Consider the following 13,497-nt stretch of genomic DNA (forward strand, 5'->3'; position numbering starts at 1 on the left):
CGGGTTTTTGGGCTTGCGCAGTTCTGCCGCAAGTCTATAACCCCCCAGAATTTGCCATACGCCGGGGGTCCGAGATGCCAAAAAGAACCGATATCAGTTCCATTATGATCATCGGCGCAGGGCCCATCGTTATTGGGCAAGCGTGCGAGTTCGACTATTCCGGTGCGCAGGCTTGTAAGGCGCTGCGCGAGGAAGGCTATCGCGTGATCCTGGTGAACTCGAACCCTGCCACGATCATGACCGATCCCGAACTGGCCGATGCGACCTATATCGAGCCGATCACACCCGAGATTGTCGCCAAGATCATCGAGAAAGAGCGCCCGGATGCACTGCTGCCCACGATGGGCGGGCAGACCGGCCTGAACACCTCGCTGGCGCTCGAAGAGATGGGCGTTCTGGACAAGTTCGGGGTCGAGATGATCGGCGCCAAGCGCGACGCCATCGAAATGGCCGAAGACCGCAAATTGTTCCGCGAGGCAATGGACCGCCTGGGCATCGAGAACCCGCGCGCGGCCATCGTGACGGCCCCCAAGGACGCTTCGGGCAAGAAAGACCTGTCCGCCGGCGTCGCATTGGCGATGGATACGCTGGAAGAGATCGGTCTGCCGGCCATCATCCGCCCGGCCTTTACGCTGGGCGGTACCGGCGGCGGCGTCGCTTATAACCGCGACGACTACGAGGCGATTTGTCGGTCGGGCATGGACGCTTCGCCGGTGGGTCAGATCCTTGTCGATGAAAGCCTGCTGGGCTGGAAAGAATACGAGATGGAGGTGGTGCGCGACAAAGCCGACAACGCCATCATCGTGTGTTCCATCGAAAACGTCGACCCGATGGGCGTGCATACCGGCGACAGCATTACCGTGGCCCCGGCCCTGACGCTGACGGATAAAGAGTACCAGCTGATGCGCACACATTCGATCAACGTGCTGCGCGAGATCGGGGTGGAAACCGGCGGATCAAACGTGCAATGGGCGGTAAACCCCGAAGACGGCCGCATGGTGGTGATCGAGATGAACCCGCGGGTGTCGCGGTCCTCGGCGCTGGCCTCCAAGGCCACCGGGTTCCCGATTGCCAAGATCGCGGCGAAACTGGCGGTGGGCTATACGCTGGACGAGCTGGACAATGACATCACCAAGGTCACGCCCGCGTCGTTTGAACCCACCATCGACTATGTGGTCACCAAGATCCCGAAATTCGCGTTTGAGAAATTCCCGGGTTCGGAACCCTATCTGACCACGGCGATGAAGTCTGTGGGCGAAGCAATGGCCATTGGCCGCACGATCCACGAGTCGCTGCAAAAGGCGTTGGCCTCGATGGAATCGGGTTTGACCGGCTTTGACGAGGTGGAAATCGAAGGTGCGCCCAACAAGGCCGCCGTGATTGCCGCCATTTCGGTGGCAACACCGGATCGGATGCGCACCATCGCGCAGGCCATGCGTCATGGGCTGACCAATGACGAGATTCAGGCGGCAACCGCCTTTGACCCTTGGTTCCTGAACCGCATCCGCGAGATCGTGGACGCCGAAGCTGATCTGCGCAAGAACGGTTTGCCGACGACCGAGGAAGGTCTGCGCGCCATCAAGATGCTGGGCTTTACCGATGCCCGCCTTGCCGTCCTGACCGGACGCGACGAGGGCCAGGTGCGCCGCGCCCGCCGCAATCTGGGTGTGAATGCCGTGTTCAAACGCATCGACACCTGCGCCGCCGAGTTCGAGGCGCAGACGCCCTATATGTACTCCACCTACGAGCACCCGGTGATGGGCGAGGTCGAGGACGAGGCGCGCCCGTCCGACAAAACCAAGGTGGTGATCCTGGGCGGTGGCCCGAACCGGATCGGCCAGGGGATCGAGTTCGATTATTGCTGCTGCCACGCCTGTTTTGCGCTGACCGACGCGGGTTACGAAACGATCATGATCAACTGCAACCCCGAGACAGTGTCGACCGACTATGACACCTCGGACCGGCTGTATTTCGAACCGCTGACCTTCGAGCATGTGATGGAGATTCTGCGGGTCGAGCAGGAAAAGGGCACGCTGCACGGCGTGATCGTGCAGTTTGGCGGGCAGACGCCGCTGAAACTGGCCAACGCGCTGGAGGAAGAGGGCATCCCGATCCTCGGCACCTCGCCCGACGCCATCGATCTGGCCGAAGACCGTGAACGGTTCCAGGCGCTGGTCAACAAGCTGAACCTGAAGCAACCGCGCAATGGCATCGCCGCAACCGATGCCGAAGCGTTGAAGATTGCCGAAGAGATCGGGTTTCCATTGGTGATCCGCCCGTCCTACGTTCTGGGTGGCCGCGCCATGGAAATCGTGCGCGATATGGCGCAGCTGGAACGGTATATCCGCGAGGCCGTGGTGGTTTCGGGTGACAGCCCGGTATTGCTGGACAGCTATTTGTCGGGCGCCACCGAGGTGGATGTAGATGCGCTGAGCGATGGTACAGCCGTACATGTGGCCGGCATTATGCAGCATATCGAAGAGGCCGGCGTACATTCGGGCGACAGCGCCTGCTCGCTGCCGCCGCATTCGCTGCCGGCTGACATAATTGACGAACTAAAGCGCCAGACCGAGGCGCTGGCGCTGTCATTGGGCGTTGTGGGCCTTATGAACGTGCAGTTCGCGGTAAAAGATGGCGAGATTTTCCTGATCGAAGTGAACCCGCGCGCCAGCCGCACGGTGCCATTTGTGGCCAAGGCTGTGAACTCGCCCATCGCATCAATTGCCTCGCGTTTGATGGCCGGAGAGGAACTGAAAGAATTCGATCTGGTGGATCCGCAGATTGACCGCTTCGCGGTGAAAGAAGCCGTTCTGCCCTTTGCCCGTTTCCCTGGCGTTGACACGTTGTTGGGACCGGAAATGCGGTCGACAGGCGAGGTCATGGGATCAGACACGTCCTTCGCCCGGGCGTTCCTCAAGGCGCAGCTGGGTGCAGGGGTGGACCTGCCCACCGATGGTGTGGTGTTCTTCTCGATCAAGGATGATGACAAGACCCCGCAACTGGCCGAGACCGGTCAAATTCTTGTGGATCTGGGCTTCTCCATCGTTGCCACACGCGGCACGGCGGCTTTCCTTGAAGGGCAAGGTATTGCCTGCGAGGTGGTCAACAAGGTCTATGAAGGCCGCCCGAACATCGTTGACGTGATGAAAGACGGCGGCATTGCCTTGGTAATGAATACCACCGAAGGCGCGCAGGCGGTTGAAGATAGCCGTTCAATGCGCTCGGTCGCGCTGCACGACAAAATCCCGTATTTTACAACCGCCGCCGCAAGCCACGCCGCCGCTCTGGCGATGAAATCGCGCGAGATGGGTGAGATCGAGGTGAAGGCACTGCAAGTTTAGGCCCGTGTGCGAAAGGGGGAGGTTTGGCATCTATCAGCAGTTACCAATTACCTCGCGACAGGTATTCACGAGACACCTTCATTGCGCCCGAGGACTTGCCCGACAATTTTGATCGTCGGTTTGATTTCAATACCCTGATCTACGACGTGTTCTGGACGGGCAAAAAGGTTGTCATCGTCTGCCCAAAGCTGCGCAACTTTGAACCTTTGCTGATGCAAGCCGACCTTCGTCTGGATCGCGAGAAGGTAACAAAACTCAAGCTGCGCAAGCGCCGGCGACATGACTATGTGACGATCCCCTGTCGCCGCCAACCCGGCACATTGTCCGTTGACGCAGGCGACGTGGCCTTCGATCTGCCGGTTAACAATCACCAACTGGACAGGTTCGCGGGCCTAAATGCGCATGTGAACATGCTGAAAAACGACGATCTTGAGTGGATCAGAGACTTTGCCAGGTTCACAAAACGCCTGCACGGGATGCAGGCCATGGTGATCCTGGACAACGGATCAACCGACTTCGCCCCGGACGAGATCTGTGACGCTCTGGCACCGGTGGGCCTGGACGCGGTTGAGGTTCTTCGCTTTCCATTTCCCTACGGCGCTGAAATGCATACCAATTTCATGCAGGTGAGCGGCATGGAAGTGGCACGACAACGGCTTTTGTCCTGTGCCCGCGCCGTGTTGGTGTGCGATATTGACGAAATGGTCTACAGTAATTCTGGACGCTCGGTTTTTGACGCGGCGGTTCAATCACCAATTGGATTTGTGTCATTCCCCGGCCTTTGGCGCGCGCCCCCACCGATGGCTGAAGGTAAACCCCTGCATCGCGACCATGTCTGGATCTCGCGCGAGAACTCACGCTGTTCAATGAAATACTGTATCAATCCGCGCGGGCTGATGCGCAGCGTCAGTTGGGACGTCCACAAGCCCGACTTCATTTCGATCGATAAAGCGTTCTACAGCAAGGACCTTGGCTATTTTCACTGTGCGGCCATCACAACCGGCTGGAAAAGCAAAGATCGCACGCAAAACAAGAACACAGAGTCAGAATTCTGCCCCCTGGCAAGCCGGATCTTTGCAGAAGGCTTGGATGACGTCACGGAAGCCTAGCGACGAAGGGATGCCCTACGTTGCCTCTTCTTCGAGGTGCAGCTTCATTTCCAACAGAACTTCTTGCAGCGCCACGGTTTCGCGCAACAGGCGTTTGGCTTCGTTGATGGTGATGATTCCATCCTCGATCGACTGGGTGTATTCCGACATTAGCATTGCGAACCGTTGTGACAGGGCCACCACGTCACTGGTCACGCCACCGCTGCTTTCAGAGTTGCGGCGGTTTTGCGAATACGACAGCGTAATCCCCTGCAATTCGGCCAAAGCCGTTGTAACATGCGGAAATTTCGCCTCTTTTTCCAAGGCGGCCACTGCGTCGACCGGCATGAACCGGTCCGAGTGTTCGTCGGAATCTGAATAATACCGGCCCAGAGTCGCCTTGGATTTGCCGGTGATTTCGCACGCAGCTTCGATGCCCACGTCCTTGACCAGTGCTTCGCAGTGCTTCTTCAGATAGCTTCCAATGCCCGCCATACTTACCTTTACGTTCGCAATATCGTTCCTAAGGGGAAAGCCCCCTCTCTTTTCCCATTAATGCCAAGATCATGATTTGTCATATAGAAAACGGTTCCCGCTGCGGGAACCGTAGCGAGTAATCGGTGTCCCCAGCATCGATTCTGCGTCAAGGGGCGTGCTGATCAGTACCCTGGTCGGGTACATTACAAGTGCATTGTTGTGCGTCAGCCGCCCCTGTTCCCGTCTTGAAGGTGCTCAAGAAATGCCGCCGGTTTTCCCCAACCGGCGGCAACTTGACTTGCGGGCGTTGGGGCGTTTTGCCATACCGGAACGAACCGAAATTTTGTGACGGGCGGCGATCTTGGCCAAGCTGTATTTTCATTACTCGACCATGAATGCGGGCAAGTCGACGGTCCTGTTGCAAGCGGCCTACAACTATCGTGAACGCGGCATGCAGGTGCACCTGATGACCGCCAAACTGGACGACCGCGCCGGCGAGGGGCAGATTGCGTCGCGCATTGGCATTTCAGATCAGGCTGACACCTTTGTTCCGGGCGACGATCTTTTTGCAGCTTTGGAAAAGCGGCTGGTCGCCGGACCATGTGCATGTGCCTTCATCGACGAGGCACAGTTTCTGACCGAAGCGCAGGTTTGGCAACTGGCCCGTGCCGTCGACGACCTGAAGGTTCCGGTTATGTGCTACGGGCTGCGTGTAGACTTTCAGGGCAAGCTTTTTCCGGGTTCAGCGGCTCTGTTGGCACTGGCCGACGAAATGCGCGAGGTGCGCACGATCTGCCATTGCGGCAAGAAGGCCACAATGGTGGTTCGGCTGGGTCCGGACGGCAAGGTCATGCGCGACGGCGATCAGGTACAGGTTGGCGGCAACGAGACCTATGTCTCTCTTTGCCGCTATCACTGGCGCGAGGCTATGGGCGATCTTTAAACTGCGTTAGGCGGCACTTCGCCGGCCAGCACCGCACGAATGTTTTCGACCGCCATCAACCCCATACGCTCGCGTACTTCCAAGGCGGCTGTACCCAGATGTGGCAACAACGTCACGTTGTCCAGCACGCGCAAGGCTTCGGGCACCTCGGGTTCAAATTCATAGACGTCCAAGCCCGCCGCCGCGATCTGGCCGGTTTGCAGCGCCGTGATCAGAGCCGCCTCGTCCACGACGTCGCCACGAGCAATGTTAACAAAATGGGCCCGGGACTGCATGGCCTGGAAGAATTCGGCATTGATCATGTGATGCGTTTGGGGGCTGCCGGGAACGGCAACCACGATAATCTCGGCCCAGTTCGCCAAGTCACTCAGGCTGTCCATCTGCGTTGCGGGGACACCGGCATCGGCAACGCGGCTGCGGTTGTAGAAGGCAATCTCCATGCCGAACCCGTTGTGGCAACGCGCGGCAATGGCCTTGCCAATCCGCCCCATACCCACGACGCCCAGCTTGCGCCCGGTTACATGGGTGCCCAGCATCTGTATTGGGGTCCATCCCTCCCATTTGCCGGCGCGCACCATGCGTTCGCCCTCGCCCGCACGGCGGCACGACATCAAGATCAGCGTCATGGCGATATCTGCAGTGGCATCGGTTACCGCGCCCGGCGTGTTGGACACAACTATGCCCTTGGCCCGGCAGGCCTCGGCGTTGATATGGTTATACCCCACCCCGAAATTGGCCAGAATCTTGGTGCGCGGCGTTTCAAACTCGGCCAGCAATTCCTCGGTCACGCGGTCGCCGAGTGTCGGCATGATCGCGTCGTAAAGCGCAAGTGCGGCGCGCAGTTCGGTCGCGGTCATGGGCTCGGGGTTGTCGCGCAGCTCAACGTCGCCCAACTGCTGGGCCGCCTCTATAACGGCCTCGGGGAAAGGTCGGGTCAGCAAAATCTTTGTCATCAATACATCCTTCCGCCAAGTGGCACATCTTTGTCGGGGGTCAGCAGAACCACCGCGTCGTTTTCATCCGGCACGCCCAGCACCAGGACCTCGGACATGAATTTTCCGATCTGTCGGGGCGGGAAATTGACCACGCCCATCACCCTTTTTCCGACCAACGTGTCGGGCGCGTAGTGCACCGTGATTTGGGCTGAGCTTTTGCGGACCCCGATTTCGGCACCAAAATCCACCCACAGCTTGATCGCGGGTTTGCGAGCCTCGGGGAATGGTTCGGCTTGCACGATTTGCCCAACGCGAATGTCGAGCTTGAGGAAGTCGTCGAAGGAGATTGTCATTGTGCCAACTCTCGACTGCGATTGGCCGCGGCTGCCATGGCGCGCGCCATCAGCGGGGGCAAGCCGGAATTGCCATCCATCAACACGTCAAGCGCAGCAGCAGTCGTGCCACCCGGCGACGTGACGTTAACCCGCAGCTGCGCCGGATCTTCGCCGGCTTCTTCTGCAAGCGCACCCGCGCCGCCGACCGTGGCTTTGGCCAACTGCATCGCCAGATCTTCCGACAAGCCCAGTGCCTGACCAGCTGCGGCCATCGCCTCGATCAAATGGAACACGTAAGCTGGGCCCGAGCCAGACAGCGCCGTAACGGCATCCATCTGCGCCTCGCTTTGCAGGCGCACCACCTGACCAACGGCTGACAGCAGCCCTTGTGCCGTGTCCAGCATAGCGTCAGTGGCGTTTGCATTGCCGATAATCGCGGTGATCCCTTTTGCAATCGCGGCGGGCGTGTTGGGCATGGCGCGAATAACCGGCGTATCTCCGCCCAGCACCTGTTCATAGAAGTGGATCGGCGTACCTGCAGCGACCGACACGAACAAGCTGTCACCATTGCCCATCGGGGCCAGTTGCGGCAGCGCCTCGGCCATCATCTGCGGCTTCACGGCCACCAGAACCACCGCCGGGTCGGCGGGCAGTCCGGTGTTAAGGTGCAACCCGTCAAGCGATTGAAGCCAGTCAGACGGATAGGGATCCTGCACCCAGACACTGCTGGTTGGCAGTCCGCCTGCCAGCCATCCTTGCAACATGGCCGAGCCCATTTTGCCGCAACCCTGCAAGACAAGGCCGCGCGCCGCCAATGCTTGAATATCCATGAAATCTCTCCCGCTTTGGGCGCAGCCTAGAACTCGCTGCGCCCCACCGCAATGGGAGAGTTGCGGTGCCGTTTATGCCCGGCCGTAGGCCTCGTCCATGGCGATCCGCATCGCTTCTTCCGGCGACTGATCGGCCCATGAGACCAGCTGAAACGCGGGGTAGAACCTCTCGGATGCGGCCACGGCGGTGCCGATCATCCGGTCGATCTGGTCGAGGCTGGCAAACTGGCCGCCCGACAGGACCAGACCATAACGATAGACCATCAGACGCTGCGCATTCCAATGGCTGAACGCGCCGGCCCAGCACTTGTCGTTGGCCAGGTTCAGGGCTTCGTAAAGTGGCGGCATCTTGTCGGCGGGTGGGTCCATTTCGAAGGTGCAGATCAGACGCAGTGTCTCGTCATAGCCCGACCAGGCCAGGGTGATCGAATAGGTGCGCCACTGACCCTCCACCGCCATGGCGATCTGGTCGTCCGCCACTCGGTCGAAGTCCCACTCGTGATGCTCGGCAATGTGTTCAACAATGTCGATTGGATGCAAATCTTCGGTCTGAAGAAATTCTTCGGATAGCGACATGCCCGGCCTCTCTGTTGTTTGATTTTTGTGGGTGGCAGCCCACAAAAACTAGGTGCCTGCTCTAGAAACGGCGGCAATGCCCGCTGTCCCTACAACATATGGTGGGCACAAAGATTCCGGCTGTAAAGCAAAATTTTGTGGATATCCGCAAGAAGTTGTGGATAGATCGAGATATACCCCAATTGGTCGTAAAACCGTCATCTTGGGAAAGAAGGAAGACGCCGCAGCACGCCACATGGTGCGCTGACCGGAAAGCTCTTCACCCGCGGCAATATCCGCGTTTTCAGGGTTGCATATTGGCTATGATGCCGAGGCTTCGGCATGCCGTCGAGAGGGTGCGTGGTTTGGCAGCTCAAAGCCACCGGTCGCGCGCCACCAACAGACCAACATGGCCGAACATCGTCAGGATACCGGCAACCCGACTTCCCGCAGCGCCTCTTCGGTTTTCAAAACAAAGTCCGTACCAAGATAGGCGTCGCCCCCATCGCCGGCCAGATACCCCAACGCCTGCGCGATCCATTCCACCGGCTTATGCACCCCCGGGTCCAGCTGGCTCACAGGATTGATGCCTGACGCGCGAATTTGAACTTGCATCTCGGTTGCCACCGTACCCGGGCTCAGACCCATCACACGAATTCCCTTCTCGCGCAGTTCTTTGTCGGCGCATCTGGTCAGCGACAAGAGACCGGCCTTGGTGGCGCAGTAATGGCTCCAACCTTCCAACGCACCCGTTGCTGCACCTGAACTGATATTGATCACTGTTCCCGTTTTCCTGCGCACCATCCCAGGCAGCACAGCACGCAAAGCGTTGTAGGCACCGGTCAGGTTGACGTTCGCAACTTTCGCCCATGCCGCCGGATCGCTGTCTTCGATCCGGGCAATCGGTTCGATCAATCCGGCATTGTTGATCAACACATCCACGCTGCCGAAACGGTCCATTGCCTTGGCCACGGCCGCATCGACCTGCCCGTAGTCGGCAACGTCGCAAGCAACCGCAAGGGCCTGCCCCCCGGTGCCTTCGATTTCGGTCGCGAGAGACTGCAGCGCCGCGATGCTCCGTGCGGCCAAAACGACATGCGCACCCCCTGCCGCAAAAAACCGCGCCGCAGCGGCGCCGATACCCCGGCTTGCGCCAGTTATGAAGATGGTTTTGTTGGTAAACTTCGACATGGCAATCTCCTTTTTGCCCACATACGTACGGTACAACGCAAAAGGTTGGTGCACACCCCTTGTGCGCCGCACACAAGAGGTGTTGCGGGGGATATTGACCGCGTTCTAGGGTGCCCAAAGAAGGTTTGGTCAGAAGGCGCGCAGGTGAAACTCTTTTCGGACAAGAACCGGCCGGTCCATCTGGGCCCCTACCCTCTGGAAAAGCTCAAACGCGGCCCGATGCCCGATCTTGCCCGCGTCCACCCAGCCGCGCCCGTCGATTTTCACCGCCTGGACACACCGCATTCGCTGGTCAACGCGATGGGCGAGTACCAGGCGATGATGGATGCAATTCGCGACGGGCTGGTTGCGCGTGCGCCATCCACCATTCCGGCTGATCTGCAGGAACGGTCCAACCACCTGAAAGCGTTTGGTTATTTCTCTGACGCCTCGATGGTGGGTATCACCCCCATCCCCGATGCCGCCCGCCTGTCCACCCCGCGGCGCAACCCCGATATCGACCGGCTGGCCCATGACCTGAAGACGCGGCAAACCAAAACGCTGGCCTCGGGCATCGACATGATCATGGCCGATCTCAAAGAGTCGATGGAGGCCCCGCCCAGCACCATCGACACCCACAGCCACGCCATCGTGTTCCTGTACGAACACCACCGCGATCCGCGCGTGGGCGAACCAGGGACCGAATGGCTGAACGATGTTCAGGACGCCCGTGCCTGCCTGCGCGCCACCGAAACTGCCTGTGTCATTGCCAATTACCTGCGGGTGCTGGGTTATCCGGCGCGGGCGCATTCGGCCACGTCAACCGATATCGACCTGAACCGCATTACCGTGGCCGCCGGCCTGGCGCACCCCGCCGCCGGGCGCCCGCACGCGCCGTTCCTTGGTCCCCGCTATGGCGTGGCCCTCGTCACGACAACGTTGGCGCTGGCCGCCGACGCGCCGCTTGCGCCGCCCAACGAACAGCCCAGCGCCATGCCCGGCTGGTGGATCGGCGCGGGCCACGCCAAATCGGCACTGAACCGTGACCCCTATGCGCGCCGCGACTATGTGAACGGCGCGCAACCGTTTGAGCGCCTGAGGCGCGTCGACACCCCCACCACCTTTATCGACGAGGCGCACGTGGCCCGCGTGCCCAAACGCACCGACATGTTCGCCCGCGCCCAGTTCGGCGATATGGGCAAACCGCTGCAAGAGGGTGCGAAGGGCGGGCATTACGCGCGCAAGGCTGCCCCGTCGATGGCCCAGCGTCGGGCGCTCGGCGCGTTCGTCTTGATCCAGGACGGCCCGCCCGACAAACCCGGCCACCGCCCCACCAACCCGCAGACCAATGCCGACAACGTCAAGGCCGCCGCGTATTTCCTGGGTGTCGACGCGGTGGGTATCTCGCGCTGTCCCGACTGGGCGTGGTACAGCCACGACGCCACCGGCGCCCCCATCGACCCGCGCCACGACAACGCCATCTCGATGATCATCGACCAGGGCTACGAAACGATGGAGGGCGCGTCTGGTGATGACTGGATCTCGGTCGCGCAATCTATGCGCGCCTATTTGCGGTTCTCGCTTCTGGGTGGCGTGATCGCCAAGCAGATCCGCAATCTTGGCTACGAGGCACGCGCGCACACGGTGATGGACGGCGAGGTGCTGCAACCGCCGCTGCTGCTTTTAAGCGGGCTGGGCGAGGTCAGCCGCATTGGCGAGGTGATCCTGAACCCCTATCTGGGCCCGCGCCTGAAATCGGGCGTTGTCACCACCGATATGCCGTTGGCCCATGACAAGCCGATCGATTTCGGCCTGCAGAACTTTTGCGAGAACTGCAACAAATGCGCGCGCGAATGCCCCTCGGGCGCGATCACCGCCGGGCCGAAATTGATGTTCAACGGCTATGAAATCTGGAAATCCGACAGCCAGAAATGCGCCACCTATCGCGTCACCACCGAGGGCGGCGCGATGTGCGGGCGGTGTATGAAAACCTGCCCGTGGAACCTGGAGGGCTTGTTCGCCGAGGCGCCGTTCCGTTGGGCCGCGTCGAACATCCCGGCGCTGGCCCGGCCTTTGGCCAGGCTGGACGACATGGTGGGCAATGGCGGGCTGAACGACACCAAGAAATGGTGGTGGGATATCGAGCTGGCCGATGACGGCGCCTATCACCCCACCAAAAAACCGCTGAACCGGCGCGACCTGCAAAAAGACCTGGACCTGAAATACGAGGATCAGACGTTGGCCGTTTATCCCGCGCCGCTGGCCCCGCACCCGTGGCCTTATCCGTTCCCGATGGATCGCGAGGCCGGCATCGAGGCCTATCAGGCCATGGTCACCGCCGAGGAATACCAGCTGAAACTGGCGCGCGGCGAGACCGACCACATTCACGAATATCACGTGCCGGGCGACGCGCCGGTACTGCGGGTCGAGGTGGCGAAGGCCCAGAAGATGACCAGCGACGTCACCAAATACGAGCTGCGCAGCCTTGATGGCAGCGACCTGCCCGCATGGACCGCCGGCGCGCATCTGGACATTGTCGTGGCGCCCGAATACCTGCGGCAATATTCGATGTCCGGCGACCCGGCGGACCGGTCGAAATACCAGATCGGCGTGCTGCGCGAGGATGCCGGTCGCGGCGGCTCGGCCCTGATGCATCGCATCTTTGCCGAGGGGCGAAAGGTATTTATTTCAAAGCCAATTAACCATTTCACGCTGAAGGAATCGGCCAGCCAGACTTTTCTGATGGGCGGTGGCATTGGAATCACCCCGATGATCGCCTTTGCCCATCGGCTGCACGCCTTGGGCAAACCGTTTCAGCTGCACTATTCCGCCTCCAGCGCCGCGCAGGCGGGGTTCCTGGATGACCTGCGGGCCATGGCATGGGCCGACAAGGTGCATCTGCATTTCTCGGATGATGGCACGCGCGCCGATCTTGGCGCCATCCTGTCGGGGTATCGGCAGGGCTGGCATGTCTATACCTGCGGCCCCGAGCGGTACATGGACGCCGTGATCGCGGCCGCCACCCAGGGCGGGTTTCCCGACGAAGCACGGCATCTGGAGTATTTCTCGGTCCCCGAACAGCCCGACTACGAAAACCACCCGTTCACGCTGAAACTGCGCGACGGGCGCGTGCTGCACGTGCCGGCGGACAGATCGGCCGCCGATGTGTTGAACGAAAACGGGGTGCCGGTGGATGTGAAATGCAGCGACGGCATTTGCGGCGTGTGCAAATGCGGCGTGCTGAGCGGGGACGTGGAACATCGCGACTTTGTGCTGTCGAAAAAGCAGCGCGCAACCACGATGATCCTGTGCCAGTCGCGGGCGGCCGACCCCGATGGCGAAATCGGGATCGACCTGTAACCCCCCAAGGGGAACATGGGACGGACGGGGGGGCTGTTACTCGGCGTTGGGCATGGCCATGAAGATCGACGAGTTGGGCAGGTCAAACGTCGAATCCCGCACCGGGATGTGCTGCTGATAGTCCGGATCGCTTAGCAGTCCGGGCAAGGTTTTCTTCGGGTCGGACACCGACCAGATATTTACAACCTTGGCGTCCAGGTTACCGCGCAGCTTTTGCGCGATCTGCAACGAGTTCAGCTGCACCAACCCATGTTTGGCTGCAACCGGTCCCACCTTGTCGAAATAGACTTTGGCGTCGGCGGGGGTTTTGCCCTCTTTCAGAATCAGGACATCGACCAGAAAGAATTCAGGCGCACCTTCGGCGGTTGCGGGCGCGGCCGAAAGGCTGATGGCGGTGGCGGCGGCACCCACGAGGGCCATCGCCCGTGCCAGAACGGAACGTCGGTTCATGATAAGTCTCCTG

Annotated in this window: 11 protein-coding genes; 4 read left to right on the plus strand and 7 right to left on the minus strand. The window is 60.5% G+C overall.

Annotated elements, in window-relative coordinates; genetic code table 11:
- Positions 1-74: 74 nt before the first annotated feature.
- Entirely contained in the window at positions 75-3,341 is a 3,267-nt protein-coding gene (carB, locus tag ACMU_RS08770; protein ID WP_035258472.1) for a carbamoyl-phosphate synthase large subunit, read from the plus strand.
- A 95-nt stretch (positions 3,342-3,436) separates the two neighbouring features.
- Complete coding sequence (locus ACMU_RS08775) at positions 3,437-4,450, plus strand: hypothetical protein (RefSeq protein ID WP_035258474.1); 1,014 nt, start codon at positions 3,437-3,439, stop codon at positions 4,448-4,450.
- Between the two features lie 15 nt (positions 4,451-4,465).
- Here the strand turns inward: ACMU_RS08775 and ACMU_RS08780 are convergent, their stop codons facing one another.
- Positions 4,466-4,924: a hypothetical protein gene (locus ACMU_RS08780; RefSeq protein ID WP_035258477.1), complete on the minus strand. Its 459-nt coding sequence runs from the start codon at positions 4,922-4,924 to the stop codon at positions 4,466-4,468.
- A gap of 343 nt (positions 4,925-5,267) precedes the next feature.
- Between ACMU_RS08780 and ACMU_RS08785 the strand changes: the two genes are divergently transcribed.
- On the plus strand, positions 5,268-5,849 hold the full coding sequence (locus ACMU_RS08785) for a thymidine kinase (protein ID WP_035258480.1): 582 nt from the start codon (positions 5,268-5,270) through the stop codon (positions 5,847-5,849).
- Here the strand turns inward: ACMU_RS08785 and ACMU_RS08790 are convergent.
- The 5 genes from ACMU_RS08790 to ACMU_RS08810 form a co-directional block, all read right to left on the minus strand.
- On the minus strand, positions 5,846-6,802 hold the full coding sequence (locus ACMU_RS08790) for a 2-hydroxyacid dehydrogenase (protein ID WP_035258482.1): 957 nt from the start codon (positions 6,800-6,802) through the stop codon (positions 5,846-5,848). The genes ACMU_RS08785 and ACMU_RS08790 overlap by 4 nt on opposite strands.
- Positions 6,802-7,137 (minus strand): tRNA-binding protein, encoded by a 336-nt coding sequence (locus tag ACMU_RS08795; RefSeq protein ID WP_035258483.1) that lies wholly within the window; start codon positions 7,135-7,137, stop codon positions 6,802-6,804. Before ACMU_RS08795 ends, ACMU_RS08790 begins: the two co-directional genes overlap by 1 nt.
- Positions 7,134-7,949 carry a pyrroline-5-carboxylate reductase gene (gene proC / locus ACMU_RS08800; RefSeq protein WP_035258485.1) on the minus strand — a complete coding sequence of 272 codons (816 nt, stop codon included), beginning with the start codon at positions 7,947-7,949 and terminating at the stop codon, positions 7,134-7,136. The genes ACMU_RS08795 and proC overlap by 4 nt, the downstream gene beginning before the upstream one ends.
- Positions 7,950-8,021: 72 nt before the next feature.
- A complete protein-coding gene (locus ACMU_RS08805) occupies positions 8,022-8,525 on the minus strand; it encodes a type III secretion system chaperone family protein (RefSeq protein ID WP_035258487.1) in 504 nt (167 codons plus the stop codon).
- A 402-nt stretch (positions 8,526-8,927) separates the two neighbouring features.
- Positions 8,928-9,695, minus strand: a complete 768-nt coding sequence (locus tag ACMU_RS08810; RefSeq protein WP_035258876.1) for an SDR family oxidoreductase — start codon at positions 9,693-9,695, stop codon at positions 8,928-8,930.
- Positions 9,696-9,914: 219 nt separating this feature from the next.
- Between ACMU_RS08810 and ACMU_RS08815 the strand changes: the two genes are divergently transcribed.
- Positions 9,915-13,034 carry a reductive dehalogenase gene (locus tag ACMU_RS08815; RefSeq protein ID WP_081805472.1) on the plus strand — a complete coding sequence of 1,040 codons (3,120 nt, stop codon included), beginning with the start codon at positions 9,915-9,917 and terminating at the stop codon, positions 13,032-13,034.
- A gap of 36 nt (positions 13,035-13,070) precedes the next feature.
- Here ACMU_RS08815 and ACMU_RS08820 read toward each other — a convergent pair whose 3' ends face one another.
- Positions 13,071-13,484, minus strand: coding sequence for a hypothetical protein (locus ACMU_RS08820; RefSeq protein WP_035258492.1), 414 nt, complete (start codon positions 13,482-13,484; stop codon positions 13,071-13,073).
- Positions 13,485-13,497 lie beyond the last annotated feature (13 nt).

Source organism: Actibacterium mucosum KCTC 23349, assembly GCF_000647975.1.
Classification (GTDB): Bacteria; Pseudomonadota; Alphaproteobacteria; order Rhodobacterales; family Rhodobacteraceae; genus Actibacterium; species Actibacterium mucosum.

Excerpts from the sequence above, each read along its gene's own strand:
- ACMU_RS08780 (WP_035258477.1), bottom strand. The coding sequence starts at position 4,924 with ATGGCGGGCATTGGAAGCTATCTGAAGAAGCACTGCGAAGCACTGGTC.
- ACMU_RS08795 (WP_035258483.1), bottom strand. The coding sequence starts at position 7,137 with ATGACAATCTCCTTCGACGACTTCCTCAAGCTCGACATTCGCGTTGGG.
- proC (WP_035258485.1), bottom strand. The coding sequence starts at position 7,949 with ATGGATATTCAAGCATTGGCGGCGCGCGGCCTTGTCTTGCAGGGTTGC.
- ACMU_RS08790 (WP_035258482.1), bottom strand. The coding sequence starts at position 6,802 with ATGACAAAGATTTTGCTGACCCGACCTTTCCCCGAGGCCGTTATAGAG.
- ACMU_RS08820 (WP_035258492.1), bottom strand. The coding sequence starts at position 13,484 with ATGAACCGACGTTCCGTTCTGGCACGGGCGATGGCCCTCGTGGGTGCC.
- ACMU_RS08805 (WP_035258487.1), bottom strand. The coding sequence starts at position 8,525 with ATGTCGCTATCCGAAGAATTTCTTCAGACCGAAGATTTGCATCCAATC.
- carB (WP_035258472.1), top strand. The coding sequence starts at position 75 with ATGCCAAAAAGAACCGATATCAGTTCCATTATGATCATCGGCGCAGGG.
- ACMU_RS08810 (WP_035258876.1), bottom strand. The coding sequence starts at position 9,695 with ATGTCGAAGTTTACCAACAAAACCATCTTCATAACTGGCGCAAGCCGG.
- ACMU_RS08815 (WP_081805472.1), top strand. The coding sequence starts at position 9,915 with ATGCCCGATCTTGCCCGCGTCCACCCAGCCGCGCCCGTCGATTTTCAC.